The sequence below is a fragment of the Nocardia sp. KT25-26 genome, from assembly GCF_056627695.1.
The window spans coordinates 1885145-1906306 of record NZ_CM152813.1 but is presented as its reverse complement, the minus strand read 5'-3'; the positions used below and the strand labels follow the sequence as shown (position 1 = coordinate 1906306).

The following is a 21162-nucleotide window of genomic DNA, read 5'->3' as shown; positions in this document are numbered from 1 at the left end:
CACTTGCCGGTCGTGGTCGGGTTCGATGCTAGGAAGGCCCACCGAGCCCGGCAACCCACGGATTGTCGGGGCAGCCGACCGCGACACGGAAGCCGACGGGTGGCCGGGCAACCGGTGGACAACCGGATCGATAGAGTGGCAGGCATGGACAGGCCCGATCCGAATTCTCCGCCGACCTACGATGAAGCGCTGCGGATCGCGCGCGACTTGGCCCAGGATCCCCGGACGCTCGTCCCCTACCGCAACCACCGGCTCGAGAATGCCCGCTACGGAGCGGGATTCGCCTTCGCGCAGCGGGTGGTGACCGACGTCGGCGAGGTCGACGGCTACGTGCTGGTGACCACAACCCGGCGCGGCAGCGGTCTGTTGTTCGACCGGCGACCGACCATGGAGTCGGTGATCGCAGAGCATCTGGCCGACGCCGAACACATCCACCGGACGATCCTCGACGAGGACCTGTCGGAAGCACACCGGCTGGCGCTGGCGGCCTACGATGCCGGGCATACGCACATCGGCGCGCTACCTGGCAGGCAGCCGACGGATGCCGAGACGACCGACTATGCCGAGTTTCTCCTGTTGATGCTGCACCGTTTCCGCCTCTCCGGCCGGTCGGGTCGCGGCATTCTCGCCGACAACGATTCCCTGCTACAGGACCGAGTCCCCGGGCGGCGTTATACCCAGCCCTGCCCCGTATGCGGCGGTGCGTCCGTCTACTCCGCCCGATCCCCCCGCGCGGTCTGTGGCCGCTGCTCGACACGCACCACCGACCGCGCCGGCCGGCACATCGTCGGCTACAACACCCACCTGAGTGGTGGCATGGTCGCTTACTACTCCGACACGCTCGACCGCGACCACCGCCGTGGCCCCGCACCGGAGGAGTGCGTCGAGGTCACCCGGTCCGGTGTGTGCTACATCGACGGCCACCCGGTGACCATGCAGGAAGGGCATTTCGGTGGCATCGTCTTCGAGGCAGCCGCCGGCCGACCGGTGATCGAAGCGGTCAGATCGGGCCGGTGAATTCGGCAGATTCGAGCCGGGTCTCCCCGTACCGGCGCGACTTCGCCGGCGAGAACACTTCGGGCCAGGTGATTTCGGCCGACCGGACCGACCGCTCCACGACGATCAGCGCGTCCTCGGCGAGCCAGCCGTGTTCGAGCAGCGCGGCGATATCGGCGGTCACCGCGGCGGTGTCCAGATCGTAGGGCGGGTCGGCGAAGACGATGTCGAAGCGGCCGGCGCCACCCTGGGTGAGCACCGCGGCGACCGCGCCGACTCGGAGTTCGGCGCCGGGAACGCCGAGTTCGGCGATATTGGCGCGCAGCACGGCCGCCGCTTTCCGGTCGGATTCGACCAGCAGGGCATGATCTGCGCCCCGGGAGAGCGCTTCCAGTCCCAAGGCCCCCGACCCGGCATAGAGGTCCAGCACTCGGGCGCCGTCCAGGTCGATCCGCGCCTCGAGGCTGCTGAACAACGCTTCCCGCACCCGGTCGGAAGTGGGCCGGGTGCCGGCGGGCGGCACCCGCAGGCGCCGCCCCCCGGCCCGTCCGGCGACGATGCGCGTCATTCGGATTCGCGCACGGTCAATTCGATCAGCAGATCGCCGCCCTCGACCTGCTGCACCTGGCCGATAGCGATGCGGCGGACGACTCCGGCCCGGGGTGCGGTGATGGCCGCTTCCATCTTCATGGCCTCGATGGTGCCGACGGTGTCACCGGCCGAGACCGTGTCGCCTTCGGACACGCCGAGGGTGACCACACCGGCGAACGGGGCAGCGATATGGCCGGGGTTGGTCTTGTCGGCCTTCTCGGCCACCGGGACCTCGGAGGCGACGGACCGGTCCCGCACCGCGATCGGACGCAGCTGCCCGTTGAGGATGCACATGACGGTGCGCATCCCCCGGTCGTCGGGTTCGGAGATGGCTTCCAGGCCGATCAACAGCGTGACGCCCTTCTCCAGCTGCACCCGGTGTTCCTCGCCGTATCGCAGGCCGTAGAAGAACTGGTTCGCCGACAGCCCGGTGGTGTCGCCGTACTTGTCCCGATGCGCGAGGAATTCCGCCGTCGGGCCGGGGAACAGCAGCCGGTTCAGGGTGCCGCGGCGTTCCGCGGAGGTCCCGGCCAGTCCGGCCTCGTCGGTGGGCGTCAGCGGCGTCTCCGGCCGCGGTTCGGCACGACCGGCCAGGGCCCGGCTGCGGAACGGTTCCGGCCAGCCACCGGCAGGGGTGCCGAGTTCACCGCGCAGGAATCCGATCACCGAGTCGGGGATGTCGTAACGGCCGGGATCGGCGGCGAACTCGTCCACCGAGACACCGCTGCCGACCAGCGACAACGCCAGGTCACCGACGACCTTCGAGGACGGGGTCACCTTGATCAGCCGACCCAGCAGCCGATCCGCGGCCGCATACTTGGCCTCGACCTCTTCGAACCGGTCACCGAGGCCGAGCGCGATGGCCTGCTGCCGCAGGTTCGACAGCTGCCCGCCGGGGATCTCGTGGGTGTACACCCGGCCGGTCGGCGCGGGCAGGCCGGATTCGAACGGCGCGTACACCTTGCGCAGCGCCTCCCAGTACGGCTCCAGATCGCAGACGTTCTGCAGATTCAGCCCGGTGTCGCGCTCGGTGTGCGCGGCCGCGGCCACGATCGCCGACAGCGCGGGCTGGCTGGTGGTGCCGGCCATCGCGGCGCTGGCGCCGTCGACCGCATCGGCGCCCGCCTGCCAGGCCGCCAGGTACGTCGCGAGCTGCCCGCCCGGAGTGTCGTGGGTGTGCACATGCACCGGCAGGTCGAAGTTGCTGCGCAACGCCGTGACCAGCTTCACCGCCGCCGGGGCGCGCAGCAGCCCGGCCATGTCCTTGATGGCGAGCACGTGCGCACCGGCGTCGACGATCTGCTCGGCCAGCTTCAGGTAGTAGTCGAGGGTGTAGAGCTCCTCGTCCGGGTTGCACAGATCGCCGGTGTAACTCAGTGCGACCTCGGCGACCGCGGTCCCGGTCTCTCGGACGGCGTCGATGGCCGGCCGCATCTGGTCGACATTGTTGAGCGCATCGAAGATCCGGAAGATGTCGATTCCGGTGTCGGCCGCCTCGGACACGAAGGCGCGGGTGACCCGCTCCGGGTACGGGGTGTAGCCGACGGTGTTGCGGCCCCGCAGCAGCATCTGCAGGCAGATGTTCGGGACCGCTTCGCGCAATGCCGCGAGGCGCTCCCACGGATCCTCGTACAGGAACCGCAGCGCCACATCGTAGGTCGCGCCACCCCAGGCCTCGATCGACAGCAGTTCGGGGGTCAGCCGCGCAACGTGCCCGGCGACGTCCAGCAGTCCGTTGGTCCGCACCCGGGTGGCCAGCAGCGACTGGTGGGCGTCCCGGAAGGTGGTGTCGGTGACCCCGACCGCGTCCTGTTCGCGCAGCGCCCGCGAAAAGCCCTCCGGACCGAGGGTCAGCAGCCGCTGCCGCGACCCGTCCGGCGGCGGCACCGTCAGGTCGATGGCGGGCAGCTTGTCGTGCGGGTACACCGCCGTCGGCCGCGGCCCGTGCGGCTTGTTGACGGTGATATCGGCGAGATAGTTCAGGATCTTGGTACCGCGGTCGGCGGGCTCACGCGGTGTCAGCAGCTGCGGCCGTTCGTCGATGAACGAGGTGGTCACCCGGCCGGCCCGGAAATCCGGGTCGTCGAGCACGGCGAGCAGGAACGGGATGTTGGTGGTGACGCCGCGGATCCGGAACTCGGCCAGCGCGCGGCGCGCCCGCCCGGCCGCCGCGGTGAAGTCGCGGCCCCGGCAGGTCAGCTTCACCAGCATCGAATCGAAGTAGGCACCGATCTCCGCGCCCAGGTTGGCGCCGCCGTCCAGGCGGATCCCGGCACCACCCGGGGTGCGGTAGGCGGTGATCCGGCCGGTGTCCGGGCGGAACCCGTTGGCCGGGTCCTCGGTGGTGATCCGGCATTGCAGCGCAGCACCGTGGATGGACACCGCGTCCTGGCTCAGCCCCAGGTCGGACAGGGTCTCCCCCGCGGCGATCCGCAGCTGCGACTGCACCAGGTCGACATCGGTGATCTCCTCGGTCACCGTGTGCTCGACCTGGATGCGCGGGTTCATCTCGATGAAGACGTGGTTGCCGCGTTCATCGAGGAGGAACTCGACGGTGCCGGCATTGCTGTAACCGATCTGCCGGGCGAAGGCGACGGCGTCGGCACAGATCCGTTCCCGCAGCTCCGGGTCCAGATTCGGTGCCGGAGCCAGCTCGATCACCTTCTGATGCCGCCGCTGCAGCGAGCAGTCCCGCTCGAACAGATGCATCACATTGCCCTGCTGGTCGGCCAGGATCTGCACCTCGATATGCCGCGGGTTGACCACGGCCTGCTCGAGGAACACCGTCGGATCGCCGAACGCCGACTCGGCCTCCCGGGAGGCGGCCTCGATCGCCTCACGCAGTTGATCCGGCTCGGCGACCCGCCGCATCCCGCGGCCGCCGCCACCGGCCACCGCCTTGACGAAGACCGGGTACTCGAATTCCTGGGCGGCGGCCAGCAGCGCATCGATATCGGCGCTCGGTTCGCTGGACTTCAGCACCGGCAGCCCGGCCGCCTTCGCCGCGGCGATGGCGGTGGCCTTGTTACCGGCCATCTCCAGCACTTCGGCGGACGGGCCGATGAAGGTGATGCCTTCCCGGGCACACGCCGCCGCCAGGTCCGGGTTCTCCGACAGGAAGCCGTAGCCCGGGTAGATGGCATCGGCACCCGCCGACTTCGCGGCGTCGATGACGGCGTCGATCGACAGATACGCCCGGACCGGGTGCCCCTCCTCACCGATCTGGTAGGCCTCGGCGGCCTTCAGCCGGTGGACGGAGTTGCGGTCCTCGTGCGGAAACACCGCGACCGTTCCGATGCCCAGTTCGTAGGCAGCCCGGAAGGCCCGGATGGCGATCTCGCCGCGGTTGGCGACCAAGACTTTCGAGAACATTGATTCAACGTACATGGCCCTGTCCGAGGATCCGACAGCGAAGGGTGGTTCGCAGCAATCTTCACAGGATCCGCCGCCGACCTGCGAAGTTGTGTTCACTCAGCGGTCACATCTCACGGCCGGCCGACGCCCGTGGTGCGGGCAGGCGCGACATTACTCCCCCGGGAGGACCTATGCTGGAGTACGCAGCTGGTTCGCCGGTGCGGTGGAAGAGATGGAGCCCCGTCCTCCCGCACCGGGTCGAAGCCCGCGCCCCTCGGGGCCCGGGTGAGAGGGAACCCGGTGGGAATCCGGGACTGTCCCGCAGCGGTATGCAGGAACGACCGCCGTCATGAGCACTGGGCCCGGCGCCCGGGAAGCGACGGCCAGTAGGTCGGCCGATCCGGCCGGTGCCCGCGAGTCCGAAGACCTGCCCGCTGTGCCGGATACGCCGTATCCGGCGGCCACCGCCTCGTGGATCGGGCGCGCGGACCATCGGAACCGTCGTATCGGGCTCCTGCTGCCGGCAGCACGGATCCCTGCCGCGGCGCTCCCGTGTGCCCTCGCCCGGTAATGGCCGTGGCCATCCGCACTGCATTGGGAGAGATTCCGTGACCGTTTCCCGAACCCCGTTCACCGCGACCGTGCTCGGCCTGCCCCGGGTGGGGCCGAACCGGGAGCTCAAGCGCGCCACCGAGGCCTACTGGGCCGGCCGCGTCGATGCCGAGTACCTGCACACCGTGGCCCGCGACCTGCGCCGCAGCCAGCTCGGCGCGGCCACCGCCGCCGGCCTGGACTCGGTGCCGGTGGGCACCTTCTCCTACTACGACCAGGTCCTCGACACCGCCGTAATGCTCGGCGCACTGCCCCGGCGAGTCACCGACATCGCCGACCCGCTGGACCGGTACTTCGCCGCCGCCCGCGGCAACGACACCGTGCCACCCCTGGAAATGACCAAATGGTTCGACACCAACTACCACTACCTGGTGCCGGAGCTGACGGCCGACACCACCTTCACCCTGCAGCCGGACAAGCTGCTGGCCGAGTTCGCCGAGGCGGCCGAACTCGGGGTGCCCGCCCGGCCGGTGGTGATCGGGCCGGTGACGTTCCTGAAGCTGGCCAAGCACGCCACCGGCGAGCCGCTGGACCGGCTGGCCGAGCTGCTGCCGCTGTACGAGGACCTGCTGGGCCGGCTCGCCGCGGCCGGTGCCGGCTGGGTACAGATCGACGAGCCGATCCTGGCGACCGATCTGACTGCGACGGAGCTCGCCCGGGTCGTCGAGGCCTACCGTCGCCTGTCGGCGGCCGGGCAACGACCGGCGATCCTGGTGGCGACCTACTTCGGACATCTCGACGCCGCGCTGCCCGCGCTCGCCGAGACCGATATCGACGGCATCGCGCTGGACTTCACCGCGGGCACCCGGGTCGAGGACGTCGCCGTGGTCCCGGCACTGGCGGACAAGCTGCTGGTCGCGGGCGTGGTGGACGGACGCAATGTCTGGCGCACCGACCCGGACCGCGCCCTGAGCACCCTGGGCACGCTGCTGGGCAGCGCCGGTGCGGTGGCCGTTGCCTGTTCCTGCTCGCTGCTGCACGTCCCGTATTCGCTGGCCCCCGAGCAGGCTCTCGACGAACAACTGCGCAGCCGGCTGGCCTTCGGCGCCGAGAAGATCGCCGAGGTCCGGCTGCTGGCCACGGCACTGCGCGACGGCACCGAGGCGGTGGCCGAGGAACTCGCCGCGGCCCGCACCGCACTGGCGGCGCGCCGGACCGACACCCGGCTGTACAACACCGCCGTGCGGAATCGGCTGGCCGCACTGGGCCCGGCCGAGGTGACCCGGGCCCCCGCCGACGAGCGCCGCGCCCTGCAGCGTGCGGAGTTGGACCTGCCGCCCTTGCCGACCACCACCATCGGCTCCTATCCGCAGACCGCCGCGATCCGGCGGGCCCGGGCCGCACTGCGCTCCGGCGCGATCGACCGGGACGAGTACCAGCGGCGGATGCGGGCGGAGATCGATGCGGTGATCGCACTGCAGGAGGAGCTCGGCCTGGATGTGCTGGTGCACGGTGAGCCCGAGCGCAACGACATGGTGCAGTACTTCGCGGACCTGCTGGACGGATTCGCCACGACCACGGCCGGCTGGGTGCAGTCCTACGGCACCCGCTGCGTCCGGCCGCCGATCCTGTTCGGTGACGTCTCCCGGCCCGCCCCGATGACGGTGGACTGGATCGGCTATGCCCGCTCGCGGACCGGCAAACCGGTCAAGGGCATGCTGACCGGCCCGGTGACCATGCTGGCGTGGTCGTTCGTCCGGGACGACCAGCCACCGGCCGAATCGGCGCGGCAGGTCGCGCTCGCCATCCGCGACGAAACCGTCGACCTGGAGGCCGACGGTGTCCGGATCATCCAGGTGGACGAACCGGCGCTGCGTGAACTGCTGCCGCTGCGGGCCGCCGAGCAGGCCGGGTACCTGGACTGGTCGGTGGCCGCGTTCCGGCTGGCCACCTCCGGCGTCGCCGACACCACCCAGGTGCACACCCACCTGTGCTACTCGGAGTTCGGTGCGGTCATCGACGCGATCGCCGAGCTGGATGCCGATGTCACCTCGATCGAGGCGGCCCGTTCGCGTATGGAGGTGCTGGACGATCTGACCGCGGCCGGTTTCGACCTCGGTATCGGCCCCGGCGTGTACGACATCCACTCCCCCCGGGTGCCGTCGGTCGAGGAGATCACCACCTCGCTGCGGGCGGCATTGAAGGCCGTTCCCGCGGAACGACTCTGGGTGAACCCCGACTGTGGGCTGAAGACCCGTGGTCTCCTGGAGGTCCAGGAATCGTTGCGCAACCTGGTCGCCGCGGCGCGGGCGCTGCGCTGACCGGACGGCTGCCGGCGTGCGGTATGCGCAGCGCACGCCGGCAGCCGCGCGAATCCGGTCGGCCCGGATTCGCACCATACGCACGGCACCGGCACCGCAGAACATGTTGTGGTTTCCGGTGTTAAGCCGATCCGACGCACCGATGTGCGAACATTGCGAACCCCGGCAGCTAGGATCTGCCGGGTGCGCAAGATGTATGCGGGCGCCCGGCTGCGCCGACTGCGCGAAGAACGACGGATGACGCAGGCAGCCCTCGCCAAATCCCTCGACCTGTCTCCCAGCTACCTCAACCAGCTCGAACGCGACCAGCGGCCGCTGACGATACCGGTGTTGCTGAAACTGAACTCCACCTTCGATCTGGACGTCCAGTTCTTCGCCGCCGATTCCGACGCCCGCCTGGTCTCCGATCTGCACGAGGCCCTGGTGGAGTCCGCCGCCGGTGGCGATACCGCACCGCTGACCGAGGTCGAGGAACTGGCGACCCGGCTACCCGAGGTCGCCCGCATCGTCATCGCGATGAACCGGCGCCTGCGGGCCGCGACCGACCAGCTCGATCTGCTGTCGGCCCGGGTGGACACGCCGGACACTCAGCCGGGCGACCCGATGCCCTACGAGGACGTCCGGGACTTCTTCTACGACCACCGCAACCACATCTCGACCCTGGATCACGCCGCGGAACGCCTGTTCGAGGAATCCGGCCTGACGATCGGCTCCCTGGACCGCCAGCTCGCCCGGGTCGCCGAGGAGCGGGCCGGCGTCACCGTGCTGGTCCGCGGCGACGGCGCCGACCCGCGGATCCCGAAGCGGCACTACGACCCCGAGACCCGGACCCTGACCCTGGCCCGCCGGCTGCGGCCCGGGCAGCGGGCCTTCCAGATCGCCACCACACTCGGACTGTTGTTGTTCGACAAGCAGATCGACGAGGTGTTGAACGAATCCCGATCGCTCACCGACGAATCCCGGGCACTCGCACGCATCGGGCTGGCCAACTACTTCGCCGGTGCCCTGGTCCTCCCGTACGGCCGCTTTCTGCGGTCCGCCGAGGAACTGCGCTACGACATCGACCTGCTCGGCCTGCGTTTCGAGGTGGGCTTCGAGACGGTCTGCCACCGCCTCAGCACCCTGCAACGGCAAGGGCAGCGGGGGGTTCCGTTCTTCCTGGTCCGCACCGACCGGGCCGGCAACATCTCGAAACGGCAGTCGGCGACGGCCTTCCACTTCTCCCGGGTCGGCGGCAGCTGCCCGCTGTGGGTCGTGCACGACGCCTTCGCGCAGCCCGGGCGGATCCTCACCCAGATCGCCGAGATGCCCGACGGCCGCCGGTATCTCTGGATCGCCCGCACCACCGCGGCCACCCCGCAGCGTTTCGGTGCGGCCACCAAGGAGTTCGCGATCGGGCTCGGCTGCGATATCGAATACGCCGACCGGCTCACCTATTCCGCCGGTCTGGCCACCCATGACGAGAACACCGCGGTGCCGATCGGCGCCGGCTGCAAGGTGTGCGAACGCGACAACTGCCGGCAGCGTGCCTTCCCGCAGATCGGCCGGCCGCTCGCGATCGCCGAGCACACCGGTACCGATCTCCCCTATCCGCGACTGCCGAACTGATCTGCCGGGCCCGGGCGGCTCACGACTTGGCCAGATACTCCAGGCGTTCGGAATCGACGGCGGCGTGCATCATCCGGGCCAACCCGGGATGCCGGGCCAACCCGGGATCGTCCGCGACCACCCGGCGCGCGCAGTCCTGGGCGGCGGAGATGACCTCCAGGTCGTCGAGCAACGACAGCAGCCGCAACGAACTGGCGGTCCCGGACTGGGCGGCACCGAGCACATCGCCCTCGCGCCGCTGCCGCAGATCCAGCACGGCAAGCTCGAATCCGTCGGTGGTACCGGCCACCGCCTCGAGCCGCGCCATCGAGGTGCCGCCCGGCGCCGCATCGGTGATCAGCAGGCACAGCCCGGGATGTTGCCCGCGGCCGACCCGGCCGCGCAGCTGATGCAGCTGGCTGACCCCGAACCGGTCGGCATCGACGATCGCCATGACCGTTGCGTTCGGCACGTCGACACCGACCTCGACGACGGTGGTGCACACCAGCACGTCCAGCTCGCCGTCGTTGAAGGCCCGCATCACCCGGTCCTTCTCTTCGGTGGGTAGCCGGCCGTGCAGCAGGCCGACCCGGACCCCGGCCAGCGGTCCGGCGCCGAGCGTCTCGAACATGTCCACCGCCGCCTGGGTGGTGGGCCCGGCCGATTCCGCTTCCTTCGCCGCGGATTTCTCGGGGTCGTCACCGATCCGGGAGCACACCACATAGGCCTGCCGACCGGCCGCCACCTCCTCGACGATCCGTTCCCAGGCCCGGTCCACCCATTTCGGGTGCAGTTTGCGCGGGACCACCCGAGATTCGATCGGCGAGCGGCCGCGGGGCAGCTGCGTCAGCGTGGAGGTCTCCAGATCACCCAGCGTGGTCATGGCGATGGTGCGCGGAATCGGTGTCGCGGTCATCACCAGCAGATGTGGGCTGTTCCCGGCAGCTGCCTTGGCGCGCAGCGCATCCCGCTGCTCCACCCCGAACCGGTGCTGTTCGTCGACGATCACCATGCCCAGGTCGAAGAAGTCGACCGCATCCTGGATCAATGCATGGGTGCCGATCACGATGCCGGCATTGCCGGTCACCACCTCCAGCAGCGCCGCTTTCTTCTCCCGGGCCGACATCGACCCGGTGACCAGCACCACCCCGGTCGCGGCCTCGGCGGCGCCGAGTTCACCGGCCGTACCGAGATCACCCAGCATCGCCCGCAACGACCGGTAGTGCTGGGCGGCGAGCACTTCGGTGGGCGCCAGCAGGGCACACTGCTGCCCCGCGTCGACCACCTGCAGCATCGCGTGCAGTGCCACGATGGTCTTACCGGAGCCGACCTCGCCCTGCAGCAGCCGATGCATCGGGTGGGTGCGGGCCAGGTCGGCGGAGATCTCCCCGATCACTTCCTGCTGCCCCTCGGTCAGCTCGAACGGCAACCGTTTGTCGAATGCGGCGGCGATTCCGTCGGTGCGGGGCGGACAGGACTTCGCGGTACGGCCCCGGGCCTCGTTGCGGCGGTCGGCGAGTACCAACTGCAGGGCCAGGGCCTCGTCGAATCGCAGCCGGTCCCGGGCTCGTTCGATATCGCTGCGATGTTCCGGGAGATGGATCAACCGCAGGGCATCGGACAGGCCGAGCAGGTCCCGGTCCGCACCGATCTCCTCCGGCAGCGGGTCCTCGATCGGGTCCAGCTGGTCGAGCACCTGCCGGATGCAGGCCAGCAGGTCCCAGCTCTGCACCTTGGCGGTCGCGGGGTACACCGGGACGAATTCGCGTTCGAAGAACGAGCTGTCCACTCCCCCGCCGTCCTTCGCGCTCCGGGCCAGTCCGCGCAGAGCCCCGCTGCCGCGCACCGTGGTCAGCTCGTCCACCCCCGCATCGGCGTTCTCGGGCAGGATCAGATAGTCCGGATGCGACAGGTTCCACCGGTCCGGGCGCCACCAGTGCACGGTCCCCGACATCATCACCCGGAATCCGGTCCGCACCAGATAGCTCACCTTCTCCCCGTGGAAGAAGGTCGCCTCCACGGGACGGTCGGCCCCGGTGTCGAGCTGCACCTTCAGCAGCTTGCCGCGGCGGCTGCGCATCGGCCGCAGCTCGGTCTTCGCGACCCGCCCGATCACCGTGATGTGCGCGCCCTCCTCGGGCAGCTCCTCGGTGAGCGGCTGCCCCTGGGTGGCGTACCGAGCCGGATAGTGCCGCAACAGATCTTCGACGGTGTGCATGTCGAAGGCATCGGCCAGCGGCCGGGCCGCCTTGGCTCCCAGCAGGTGGTCGAGCCGATCACCGAGCGCCGCCATGTTCTACTCAACCCCTATCTGGACCAGATCCGCCTGCTGCCCACCGGAATACACCACCACTTCGACACCGGGAAACCCGGCCACCACATGCTCGGCCAGGGCTGCCCCCAGCTCGTCCGGCGCCGCGGCGCCGAGCAGGAACGTCACCAGTTCGCCACCGAGCCCGAGCATCCGCTCCAGCAGCGTGCGGCCGGCGCCGGCCGCATCCGGGCCGATCACCACGACATCGTGGCCCACCAGGCCGAGTCCTTCGCCGGGTTCGCAGGTGCCGACCATGGTCAGGGCCCGTTCCGGCGCCACCCGCAGCGATCCCCATCGGGTGGAGGCCGCCGCCTCCGACATGGCGAACACATCGTCGGCGGCCACCCGGCCGCGATCGTGCACCGCCAGCGCGGCCAGTCCCTGCACCATGGAGCCGCTCGGCAGCAGCTGCACATCGCGGGAACCGTCACGCGCGGCCATCCCGACCGCCACCAGTTCGTGTGCGGGCAGCGCTCCGTTGGCCAGCACCAGCACCTCCCGGTGCGGCATCCGCCGGATGGCGGCCAGCATCGTCCCGGGGTCACCGGCGCCGTCCACCCGCAGCACCTCGGCCCCACCCGCCGCGAACAACTCCGCGGCACCCGGGCCGTCCGCGACCGCCAGCACCCCACGACCACCGTCCGGGCCCCCGGCCCGGTGCGCCTCCGTACGCAACGGATCCGCCGGTGGCGGCCCGCCGGCGGGAACGGCAGCCGCACCGTCCGGTTCCGGGAGTCCACCGGCACCGGCGACCGCCCGGTCCGCCGCCCCGATGGGGGCACCGATCGGGCCCGGACCGTGCGACCCCGACGCACTCGGCGGTGCGCCGGTGGCACCGGAAGCCGCTCCGGCCGGCGGCGAGGCCGGGGCGCAACCTGGTGCGGCCGGGCCGAGCAGTTCGATCCGGATGCCGCGGACGGTCCCGGTGACCAGCCCGGCCTCGATCGCGGCACCGGCGTCGGCACAGTGCACATGGGCCGACCAGCCGCCCGCGCCGTCGGCCACCACGACAACGGAGTCGCCGAGTGCGGCGAGGCGGTCGCGCAGGACCGCCGCGGCAGCGGGTTCGACACCGGTCAGCCGGTACATCACCTCGAAGTGGTCGGCCGGGGCCGCGGCGTGCGGTGTCCGGGCCTCGAGCACCGTTCGGGCCGGGCGGTAGTGCGGCCGCGTAGCGGCGATACCACCGCAGGCGGACACCAGTGCATCGAGGAGTACCAGCAGGCCGCGGGCACCGGCATCGACCACACCGGCCTCGGTGAGCGCGCCGAGCTGGGTTCGGGTGGCATCCAGCGCGGCGGCGGCAGCGTCGGCGGCGGCGACGGCCACCGGGCGCAGGTCGGCCCCGGACACCTCGGCCGCCGCGGCGGCCGCCCGGTCGAGCACCGTGAGCATCGTTCCCTCGACCGGGGTGCTCAATGCCGTCCGCATCCGCTCGGCCGCCCGGCGCAACCCGTCCCGCAGCACCGGCGCGGTCACGACATCACCCACCCCCGCCACGAGCGCCACCCCGGCCCCGGCGCGCCCTGCCGGACCGCCCTCCGCACCGTGCGGTCCCGCGGCGGTGAGCGCTTCCGCCAGTCCGCGCAGTACCTGGGAGAGCAGGATCCCGGAATTGCCCCGGGCGCCCGCGACCGCGCCCCGGACCAGTGCCTCGGCGACGGTGTGCGCCGTGGCGCCCGGCGCCCGGTGCACCGACTGCTCGGCGGCGGCCAGCGCCGCCCGCATGGTGGCGGCCAGGTTGGTGCCGGTATCGGCATCGGCGACCGGGAACACATTCAGCGCATCGATCTCGGCGCGCCGCCGCTCCAGCCCGGCCAGACAGGTTCGCGCCCAGTTCAGCAATGCCGCGCCGTCGAGCTCTGCACGCACCCCGGACACCGTCACCTCGCTCACCGTTCGCCTCGGCCGTCGACCCCGGATCTCCTGCTGGTCACCGGTCCCCGCCAGGTTAGCGGGCCGCGCCGACACGCGTATCGTGAGCGAGGCGCGGCCACCGTAGGGACACCGGTTTGGACCAACGCGGCCCGGCCGGTTACTCTTGCAGGGTTGCCTCGGCAGCCGGGTCCCCGGATTGCGCTGCGCGCTGGATGCGCCGGCCGACTCAGTCGGCGAGGCATAGACGACATCAGTTTCCGGATCCCCCGGTACCGGCCGCGTCGTACGCGCCCGGCCGTGTGGTCCGCATATGACATGAAGGAGCTCGCGACTATGGCTGCCGTCTGCGACGTCTGCGCCAAGGGCCCCGGTTTCGGGAAGTCGGTCTCGCACTCGCACCGGCGTACCAACCGTCGCTGGAACCCGAACATCCAGACCGTGCGTGCGCAGGTTGCCCCGGGCAACACCCGCCGGATGAACGTGTGCACCTCCTGCCTGAAGGCGGGCAAGGTCGTCCGCGGCTGATTCCGGTATCCGTTCGACGACGGCATTCCGGCACCGTTCCCCGGTGCACCGGTATGCCGTCGTTGTCGTATGTCCGGACCGGCCGTGACCGGGCCACCACCGGCTCCGCCACCCCCGATTCCGTTGCCGGCGGAGCTGGTACCGGCGCTGGCCGCCTGTCATATCGCCTGCTGGCGTGAGGCCTATGCCGGACTGGTTCCCGAGCATGTGCTGGCGGCCTTCGACCATGCCCAGCTGACCCGGCGCTGGGAACACCGCCGCCGCACCGGTGCGGACCTGATCCGGGTATGCCGGCTGGACACCGAGGTGATCGGGTTCACCGCGGCCCATCCGCTGCCCGGCCGGGTGGAGCTGCGGGCCCTCTATATCCGGGCCGCCTGGTACGGCACCGGTCTCGCCGATGCACTGCTCCGCTCCGTCCTGCCACCGGACCGGCCGGCCACGCTCTGGGTGATGCGCGACAACGCCCGGGCCCAGGCCTTCTATCGGCGGCACGGCCTGCGGGCCACCGACGACCACCGCATCGACCCGGTCACCTTGCTGACCGAAGTCCGGTGGCAGCGCGACCCGGCGTTAGAGTGCAGCCCATGAACGACACCGCACCCTATGTTTCGCACGCCGACGGCGTCCTGCAGCTCACCATCGCCACCGCGGCCCACGGCACCTCGCTGGATTTCGCCGGGGTCGCCGCAGCGACCGCAGCACTGCGGGAGGCCGATGACGAGGTCGGTGCGGTGCTACTCACCGGCTCCGGGGCGAATTTCTGCGCGGGCGGCAATGTCCGCGCCTTCGCCGACGCCCCCGACCGGGCCGCCTGTCTGCACGATCTGGCCACCGAACTGCACGACTTCGTCCGGGCGCTGGCCGCGGCACCGGTGCCGGTGGTCGCCGCCGTGCACGGCTGGGCGGCCGGGGCCGGAATGAGCCTGGTGTGTGCGGCCGATATCGCGATCGGCGGCACGTCGACGAAACTGCGTCCGGCCTACCCGGGCATCGGGTTCAGCCCGGACGGCGGCATGTCCTGGACGCTGCCGCGTATCGTCGGGCTGTCCCGGGCCCGCGAAATCCTGCTCACCGATGCGGTCATCGATGCCGAGCAGGCGGTCCGGCTCGGCCTGCTCAGCCGGACCGTCGCCGATGCCGAGGTCGCCGCCGAGGCCCGGCGGGTGGCCGCAGCACTGGTGGACGGCCCCCGCGCCACCTACACCGCGATGCGGACCCTGCTGGCCGCCTCCCCCACGGCCACCCTCGACGAACAACTCGACCGGGAACGCGACGGCATCAGCGCTGCCGCCGCGAGCCCGACCGGAGTCGAAGGCGTGGACGCCTTCCTCGGTAAGCGCAAGCCCGACTATCGCGGGCTCGTCTGATCCGTCGCTTCGCCGAGAAGCTGCTCGATCAGATGCAGTCGGCGCCGAGGGCGCTGAAGGTGTTCTGCAGCAGGCAGGTCACCGAGGCGTTCACGCCGGACGAGAGGGTGGAGGAGCCGGTCGAGGTCCATTCTTCACCGATCGGCGCCGCGGTGGCGGGCGCCGGGGTGGCGGCCGGCTCCAGCGGCAGCGGTGCGGCCGACGCGGTGGCGGCGGCTCCGGTCATTCCGGCGGCGACGGCCGCGCCGGCCACTGCTACCCGGAGGGTGGTGCGGTTCATGCAGGGTACTCCTTTACTTTCCGGTTCGGCGCCGATCAGGGGAGACGCCAGTCGACGGGCTCGGCGCCCAGCTCGTCGAGCAGTTCGTTGGCCCGGGAGAACGGGCGGGACCCGAAGAAGCCGCGCGAGGCCGACAGCGGCGACGGGTGCGCGGATTCGATGCTGGGCACCTCGGCCTGCTGCAGCATCGGTTTCAATCCGGCGGCGTCACGACCCCACAGGATCGCGACGAGCGGCTCGTCCCGGGCGACCAGCGCCCGGATGGCCTGCTCGGTGACCGCTTCCCAGCCCTTGCCACGATGCGAGGCAGGATTGCCCGGGGAGACGGTGAGCACTCGGTTCAGCAGCAGGACGCCCTGGTCCGACCAGGGGCTGAGGTCGCCGCAGCGCGGCGTATCGTGGCCGAGGTCCTTGCTGTACTCGGCGAAGATGTTGGACAGGCTGCGTGGCACCGGCGAAACCTCCGGCGCGACCGAGAAACTCAGCCCCATCGCATGTCCGGGGGTCGGATAGGGATCCTGGCCGACGATCAGCACGCGCACGGCGTCGAACGGCCGCTGGAAGGCTCGTAGCACGTTGTCCCCGGCGGGGAGATAGCCACGCCCCGCAGCATTCTCGGACCGCAGGAACTCGCCCATCTCGCTGATCCGGCCGGCCACCGGTTCCAGTGCCCGGGCCCAGCCCGGATCGATGATCTCCGACAGTGGTTTGGCGCCCATGACCGGACAACCTATCGCGCTGTGCTGCGGAACGATTCCCAGCCCCCGGCTGCCGGCGGCAGCTGTCCGTCGACGGTGACTCCGGCGCCGTCGGTGACGGTGCCGACCGCGGTCCATCCGGTCGGCAGCGCAGTGCCGGCGGGCCAGGTGCCGGCGAAGGCATGATCCTCCCCGCCGGTGAGCGTCCACTCCGTCACATCCCCATCCAACCACTCGGCCAGCCGGGTCAGTTCGGGATCGGCCACACTGCGCGCCGATATGTCGATACCGACCGCCGAGGCGCGGGCCAGATGTCCCAGATCGGCCACCAGCCCGTCGGAGACGTCGGTGAGCGCCGTCGGCCCGGCGCCCGGCGCATCCGACAGGGTATCCAGCACTGCCCGATACGGCGGCCGTGGCGCCCGATGCGCGGCCACCGCGGCGGCGAACCGCGGGTCCGCCGGATCGGCGCCGCCCGCCAGCACGGCCAGGCCGGCGGCCGACCAGCCGAGCCGGCCCGCGACCGCCACGATCTCGCCCGGCCGGGCACCGCTGCGGGTACGCGGCGGCCGGCCGGCCAGATCGCCGAATGCGGAGACCGAGAGCACCATCCGGTCCGCCGACACCAGGTCGCCACCGGCGATCGAACCGCCCGCCCGGTCCGCCTCGTCCCGCATTCCCTCGTACAGGGCGGTGACGAAGTTCACCGGGGTGTCGGCCGGGCAACCCAGGGCCACCACGAAACCGGTGGGGCGGGCACCCATCGCGACCACATCGGCCGCGTTCTGGGCGATCGCTTTGCGGCCGATCTCCCGCGGCGGCGACCAGTCCCGGCGGAAGTGCCGGCCCTCGACGAGCATGTCGGTGGTCACCGTGAACCGGCCGTCCGGGGCGGCCAGGACGGCGGCATCGTCACCGGGCCCGAGCAGCACCTCCGGTCCGGTCGGGCGACCGGCGGTGACGAGGTCGATCAGGGCGAACTCGCCGAGGTCGCGCACGGTGGCCCCGGCGGCCGGCGTGGTCTCGCTGATGGCTGGTGCTCCTCTCGGCGACGGGCAGGCAGGATGAAATGCCTGCGACGGTACCCTTTCGACGGGGCGCACGCAGCGGCGCCGACCGAAGCGGAAAGGACGACGTAGTCATGGCGGCGGATTCGACGGATCAGGACACCGCGGATGGGGGCACACCCGATCCGGCACCGGAGCCGGTCGCACCGGCCGGGCATTCGCCGGCGCTGATCGCCACCGTGATCGCACTGCCGGTGGTGCTCGTGGTCGGCGTGCTGGTCGCGGCAGTGCTGATCGCCCGGGCACCGGTCGAACACGAGCCCTTGGCGCTCGGCCCGGTCCCGGCGCCGGCGGCGGACGGCCCGGCCTGCACGGCGTTGCTGCCCGAATTGCCCACCGAACTCGGTGACTACACCGAAGCCGAGCTGATGGAACCGGCCCCGCCGGCCACCCGGGCATGGCAGCCCGACGATGCCGGCGAGCCGATCGTGCTGCGCTGCGGCCTGGACCGCCCCCTGGAGTTCGACCGGGCCGCGGCGCTGCAGGTGGTCGACGACGTGCAGTGGTTCCAGGTGCGCGACGACGTCGCGAAGACCTCGACCTGGTTCGCCGTGGACCGGGAGACCTATATCGCCGTCACCGTCCCGGACGGCGCCGGGGCGACCCCGATGCAGGAGCTGTCCGCGGCCATCGCGGCGACCCTGCCGGCGCAGGAGCCCGAGCCCGGGCCGATTCCGAACTGACAGCACCGGCCGATCCGACCGGCGGGCGGTCAGCGCAGGCCGGTGCCGCGGGCCAGCGCCGTGTCGATCAAGGTGGCCACCAACGTCGCGTAATCGATGCCGGTGGCCTCCCACATCCGCGGATACTGGGAGATCGGCGTGAACCCGGGCATGGTGTTGATCTCGTTGATCACCGGGCCATCGGCGGTGACGAAGAAATCGACCCGCGCCAGCCCCTGGCAGTCCAGCGCCCGGAACGCGGCGACGGACAGCTCCCGCAGCCGGTCGGCCACCTCGTCGTCGAGCTTGGCGGGGACGTCGAATTCGCAGACGTCGTCGAGATACTTCGTGTCGAAGTCGTAGAACTCGGGGGCGCTGGTATCGGCTTCGGGCATCCGGATCTCCGACACCGCGCTCGCCTGCACCCGGCCGTCCGGGAATTCCAGCACCCCGCATTCCACTTCGCGGCCGACGATCGCGGCCTCGACGATCACCTTCGGGTCGTGGCGCCGGGCGGTGGCGATCGCCTCGTCCAGGCCCGCCCAGTCGGTGACCTTGGTGATCCCGATCGAGGAGCCGCCGCGTGCGGGTTTCACGAACGCGGGCAGTCCGATCCGGTCCCGCTCGGCATCGGTGAGGCCGGCCGTGCCGGGACGCAGCACCACCTGCCGGCCCACCGGAAGCCCCTCCGCGGCCAGCAGCTTCTTGGTGAACTCCTTGTCCATCCCGGCGGCACTGGCCAGGACACCGGGCCCGACGTAGGGCACTCCGGCCAGCTCGAGCATGCCCTGCAGGGTGCCGTCCTCCCCGAACGGCCCGTGCAGGATCGGGAAGACCACGTCGACCTGCCCGAGGGGGGTGCCGGGTTCGTCCAGCGCGACCAGCGTTCCCGAGCGGCCGGGATCGGCGGCCAGGGTGAGCGCCGTACCGGTACCGTCCACCGCCGGCCGGGCGCCGTGGCCCAGTTCGAGTTCGGCGACCCGGTCTCCGGCCAGCACCCAGCTGCCCTGTTCGGTGATTCCGATCGGCACGACTTCGTAGCGCTGCGGATCCAGGTTGCGCAGCACGCTGGCCGCCGAGACACACGACACGGCGTGCTCGTTGCTGCGTCCGCCGAACACCACAGCCACCTTGATCCGGTTCGTCATGTCCGGAACCGTACCCGGCAGCGCGGCGGACCATGCCTGCCGCCCTGGACGAGTTATTCCGGTTTGATCCGCCGGCCGAGCAGGCTGCCCACCGCCTCGGACACCGACAGGCCCTCGTGGCAGACCCGGTGCACCGCATCGGTCAGCGGCATCTCCACCTCGTGTGCCGCCGCCAGCGCCCGGATCGATGTGCACGACTTCACACCCTCGGCCACCTGGCCATGGGTGGCCTCCTGCGCGGCCTGCATGGACCCGCCGGCGCCCAGGACCTGGCCGAAACTGCGGTTGCGCGACAGGGGTGAGGTGCAGGTGGCGACCAGGTCACCGACACCGGCCAGACCGGCCAGGGTCACCGGCTGTGCCCCCAGCGCCACACCGAGGCGGATGATCTCGGCCAGGCCGCGGGTGATCAGGCTGGCGATCGAATTGTCGCCCAGCCCCATCCCGGCCGCGATACCGCAGGCCAGCGCGATCACGTTCTTACAGGCTCCACCGATTTCACAGCCGACCACATCGGTATTCGTGTACGGCCGGAAGTATCCGGTGGCCACGGCATGCTGGACCGCCTCGGCACGGGCGGTGTCCGGGCAGGCAACGACCGTGGCGGCGGGCTGGCGGGCCGCGATCTCCCCCGCGAGATTCGGCCCGGACAACACGGCGATCCGCGCCGGGTCGGCGCCGGTGACCTCCGCGATCACCTGGCTCATCCGCAGCAGCGTGCCGGTCTCGATCCCCTTCGCCAGGCTGAGCAGCGTGGCCTCGGGGTCGATATCGGCGCTCCACCGTTCGAGATTGGCGCGCAGCGACTGCGCGGGCACGGCCAGCACCACGATGTCCGCCCCCGCCAGCGCGGCCGCGGGATCCGTGGTCGCGGCGACCGGTGGCAACTGCACGTCGGGCAGATACGCCGGGTTGCGATGCCCGGTGGCCAGTGCCTGCGCCACCTCGGCCCGTCGAGCCCAGATGGTGACGTCGGTTCCCGCTTCTGCCAACACCTTCGCGAACGCGGTGCCCCACGACCCCGCGCCCAATACTGCCGCCCTCGCCATGGGCCCAATATGCCATGGAAGGATCTACAGGTATGCGATCGCACACCGTGCACGCCGTGATCGCGGTGAAACACCTCGATCGGGCCAAGAGCCGGCTCGCCGGTCCGCTGTCCGAGCAGCAGCGGGCCGATCTGGTCCTGGCCATGCTGACCGATACCGTCACGGCGGCACTGGACACCGCGGAGCTGGCGTCGGTCACCGTTGTCACCCCGGATCCCCGGGCCGCGGCCCGGGTCCGCGCACTGGGCGCCCGGGTCCTGCCCGAACCCCTCTCCGACGCCGGGACCGACGGGCTGAACACCGCGCTCACCGCGGCAGCCACGGCGGTCCGGGACCGGCACGGTCCGTGCCGGTTGCTGGCACTGCAGGCAGATCTGCCCGCGCTGCGCCCCGCCGAGCTGTCCGGTCTGCTGACCACGGTGCCGTCCGGCACCCGCGCCGTGGTGCCCGACCACACCTGGATCGGCACCACCGCATTGCTGTCCGGTGCTCCGGACGACGAGCTGCGCCCGCGCTTCGGCGCCGATTCCGCCCGGAGCCACCGTGCCGACGGCGCGCTGCCGGTTGCCGGGCCGTGGCCGGGGCTCCGGCACGACGTCGACACCCCGGCCGATCTGGCCGCGGTCGCGGAACTCGGTCCCGGCGCGGCCACCCGTGTGCTCCTGACCGAATCCCTGTTGACCGGCCGCACCGCCGAGCCGCCGCCGCCCACTGCCCGGACCGTGTGCTGACCGGCCCCGACGTGGCGAGTCCCACGTCACGTCGGGGCC

General features: G+C 71.2%; 17 protein-coding genes and 1 riboswitch. Of the genes, 8 read left to right on the top strand and 9 right to left on the bottom strand.

What is annotated here, in order from left to right; translation table 11 throughout:
- Nucleotides 1-12 precede the first annotated feature (12 nt).
- Nucleotides 13-1017, top strand: a complete 1005-nt coding sequence (locus tag AC1HFH_RS08700; RefSeq protein ID WP_480246920.1) for a hypothetical protein — start codon at nt 13-15, stop codon at nt 1015-1017.
- Here the strand turns inward: AC1HFH_RS08700 and rsmD are convergent.
- Both rsmD and AC1HFH_RS08690 read right to left on the bottom strand, forming a co-directional pair.
- Nucleotides 1001-1564 (bottom strand): 16S rRNA (guanine(966)-N(2))-methyltransferase RsmD, encoded by a 564-nt coding sequence (gene rsmD / locus AC1HFH_RS08695; protein WP_480246919.1) that lies wholly within the window; start codon nt 1562-1564, stop codon nt 1001-1003. The genes AC1HFH_RS08700 and rsmD overlap by 17 nt on opposite strands.
- Nucleotides 1561-4959 carry a pyruvate carboxylase gene (locus AC1HFH_RS08690; protein ID WP_480246918.1) on the bottom strand — a complete coding sequence of 1133 codons (3399 nt, stop codon included), beginning with the start codon at nt 4957-4959 and terminating at the stop codon, nt 1561-1563. The genes rsmD and AC1HFH_RS08690 overlap by 4 nt, the downstream gene beginning before the upstream one ends.
- A gap of 272 nt (nt 4960-5231) precedes the next feature.
- Nucleotides 5232-5370, top strand: a riboswitch (cobalamin riboswitch).
- 179 nt (nt 5371-5549) lie between these two features.
- Here AC1HFH_RS08690 and metE point away from each other — a divergent pair.
- Both metE and AC1HFH_RS08680 read left to right on the top strand, forming a co-directional pair.
- On the top strand, nt 5550-7814 hold the full coding sequence (gene metE / locus AC1HFH_RS08685; protein ID WP_480246916.1) for a 5-methyltetrahydropteroyltriglutamate--homocysteine S-methyltransferase: 2265 nt from the start codon (nt 5550-5552) through the stop codon (nt 7812-7814).
- Nucleotides 7815-7997: 183 nt separating this feature from the next.
- Complete coding sequence (locus AC1HFH_RS08680; RefSeq protein ID WP_480246915.1) at nt 7998-9422, top strand: short-chain fatty acyl-CoA regulator family protein; 1425 nt, start codon at nt 7998-8000, stop codon at nt 9420-9422.
- A 19-nt stretch (nt 9423-9441) separates the two neighbouring features.
- Here AC1HFH_RS08680 and recG read toward each other — a convergent pair whose 3' ends face one another.
- On the bottom strand, nt 9442-11694 hold the full coding sequence (gene recG / locus AC1HFH_RS08675; protein WP_480246914.1) for an ATP-dependent DNA helicase RecG: 2253 nt from the start codon (nt 11692-11694) through the stop codon (nt 9442-9444).
- A 3-nt stretch (nt 11695-11697) separates the two neighbouring features.
- A complete protein-coding gene (locus AC1HFH_RS08670) occupies nt 11698-13611 on the bottom strand; it encodes a DAK2 domain-containing protein (RefSeq protein ID WP_480246913.1) in 1914 nt (637 codons plus the stop codon).
- A 315-nt stretch (nt 13612-13926) separates the two neighbouring features.
- Between AC1HFH_RS08670 and rpmB the strand changes: the two genes are divergently transcribed.
- The 3 genes from rpmB to AC1HFH_RS08655 all read left to right on the top strand — a co-directional run bounded on the left by rpmB (nt 13927) and on the right by AC1HFH_RS08655 (nt 15488).
- Nucleotides 13927-14118, top strand: coding sequence for a 50S ribosomal protein L28 (gene rpmB, locus AC1HFH_RS08665; protein WP_011210730.1), 192 nt, complete (start codon nt 13927-13929; stop codon nt 14116-14118).
- 69 nt (nt 14119-14187) lie between these two features.
- Nucleotides 14188-14709: an N-acetyltransferase family protein gene (locus tag AC1HFH_RS08660; RefSeq protein ID WP_480246912.1), complete on the top strand. Its 522-nt coding sequence runs from the start codon at nt 14188-14190 to the stop codon at nt 14707-14709.
- Nucleotides 14706-15488, top strand: coding sequence for an enoyl-CoA hydratase-related protein (locus tag AC1HFH_RS08655; RefSeq protein ID WP_480246911.1), 783 nt, complete (start codon nt 14706-14708; stop codon nt 15486-15488). The genes AC1HFH_RS08660 and AC1HFH_RS08655 overlap by 4 nt, the downstream gene beginning before the upstream one ends.
- 28 nt (nt 15489-15516) lie before the next feature.
- Here the strand turns inward: AC1HFH_RS08655 and AC1HFH_RS08650 are convergent, their stop codons facing one another.
- The 3 genes from AC1HFH_RS08650 to AC1HFH_RS08640 are packed head-to-tail and all read right to left on the bottom strand — an operon-like array spanning nt 15517 to nt 17464.
- Nucleotides 15517-15768 (bottom strand): hypothetical protein, encoded by a 252-nt coding sequence (locus tag AC1HFH_RS08650; protein WP_480246910.1) that lies wholly within the window; start codon nt 15766-15768, stop codon nt 15517-15519.
- A 35-nt stretch (nt 15769-15803) separates the two neighbouring features.
- Nucleotides 15804-16487 carry a uracil-DNA glycosylase gene (locus AC1HFH_RS08645; RefSeq protein ID WP_480246909.1) on the bottom strand — a complete coding sequence of 228 codons (684 nt, stop codon included), beginning with the start codon at nt 16485-16487 and terminating at the stop codon, nt 15804-15806.
- 11 nt (nt 16488-16498) lie between these two features.
- Entirely contained in the window at nt 16499-17464 is a 966-nt protein-coding gene (locus AC1HFH_RS08640) for a thiamine-phosphate kinase (protein ID WP_480246908.1), read from the bottom strand.
- Nucleotides 17465-17607: 143 nt separating this feature from the next.
- Here AC1HFH_RS08640 and AC1HFH_RS08635 point away from each other — a divergent pair, with 143 nt between their 5' ends.
- A complete protein-coding gene (locus AC1HFH_RS08635) occupies nt 17608-18216 on the top strand; it encodes a DUF3515 domain-containing protein (protein ID WP_480246907.1) in 609 nt (202 codons plus the stop codon).
- A gap of 29 nt (nt 18217-18245) precedes the next feature.
- On the opposite strand, the gene AC1HFH_RS08630 is transcribed toward AC1HFH_RS08635, so the two are convergent.
- Complete coding sequence (locus AC1HFH_RS08630; protein ID WP_480246906.1) at nt 18246-19343, bottom strand: D-alanine--D-alanine ligase family protein; 1098 nt, start codon at nt 19341-19343, stop codon at nt 18246-18248.
- A gap of 53 nt (nt 19344-19396) precedes the next feature.
- Nucleotides 19397-20392, bottom strand: a complete 996-nt coding sequence (locus tag AC1HFH_RS08625; protein WP_480246905.1) for an NAD(P)H-dependent glycerol-3-phosphate dehydrogenase — start codon at nt 20390-20392, stop codon at nt 19397-19399.
- Nucleotides 20393-20424: 32 nt separating this feature from the next.
- Between AC1HFH_RS08625 and cofC the strand changes: the two genes are divergently transcribed.
- The gene (gene cofC, locus AC1HFH_RS08620; RefSeq protein WP_480246904.1) at nt 20425-21123 is read left to right on the top strand and encodes a 2-phospho-L-lactate guanylyltransferase; all 699 of its coding nucleotides are present in this window, start codon (nt 20425-20427) and stop codon (nt 21121-21123) included.
- The last annotated feature ends 39 nt before the right edge of the window (nt 21124-21162 follow it).

Excerpts from the sequence above, each read along its gene's own strand:
- rsmD (WP_480246919.1), bottom strand. The coding sequence starts at position 1,564 with ATGACGCGCATCGTCGCCGGACGGGCCGGGGGGCGGCGCCTGCGGGTG.
- AC1HFH_RS08690 (WP_480246918.1), bottom strand. The coding sequence starts at position 4,959 with ATGTTCTCGAAAGTCTTGGTCGCCAACCGCGGCGAGATCGCCATCCGG.
- recG (WP_480246914.1), bottom strand. The coding sequence starts at position 11,694 with ATGGCGGCGCTCGGTGATCGGCTCGACCACCTGCTGGGAGCCAAGGCG.
- rpmB (WP_011210730.1), top strand. The coding sequence starts at position 13,927 with ATGGCTGCCGTCTGCGACGTCTGCGCCAAGGGCCCCGGTTTCGGGAAG.
- AC1HFH_RS08660 (WP_480246912.1), top strand. The coding sequence starts at position 14,188 with ATGTCCGGACCGGCCGTGACCGGGCCACCACCGGCTCCGCCACCCCCG.
- AC1HFH_RS08655 (WP_480246911.1), top strand. The coding sequence starts at position 14,706 with ATGAACGACACCGCACCCTATGTTTCGCACGCCGACGGCGTCCTGCAG.
- AC1HFH_RS08650 (WP_480246910.1), bottom strand. The coding sequence starts at position 15,768 with ATGAACCGCACCACCCTCCGGGTAGCAGTGGCCGGCGCGGCCGTCGCC.
- AC1HFH_RS08645 (WP_480246909.1), bottom strand. The coding sequence starts at position 16,487 with ATGGGCGCCAAACCACTGTCGGAGATCATCGATCCGGGCTGGGCCCGG.
- AC1HFH_RS08635 (WP_480246907.1), top strand. The coding sequence starts at position 17,608 with ATGGCGGCGGATTCGACGGATCAGGACACCGCGGATGGGGGCACACCC.
- AC1HFH_RS08630 (WP_480246906.1), bottom strand. The coding sequence starts at position 19,343 with ATGACGAACCGGATCAAGGTGGCTGTGGTGTTCGGCGGACGCAGCAAC.
- AC1HFH_RS08625 (WP_480246905.1), bottom strand. The coding sequence starts at position 20,392 with ATGGCGAGGGCGGCAGTATTGGGCGCGGGGTCGTGGGGCACCGCGTTC.
- cofC (WP_480246904.1), top strand. The coding sequence starts at position 20,425 with ATGCGATCGCACACCGTGCACGCCGTGATCGCGGTGAAACACCTCGAT.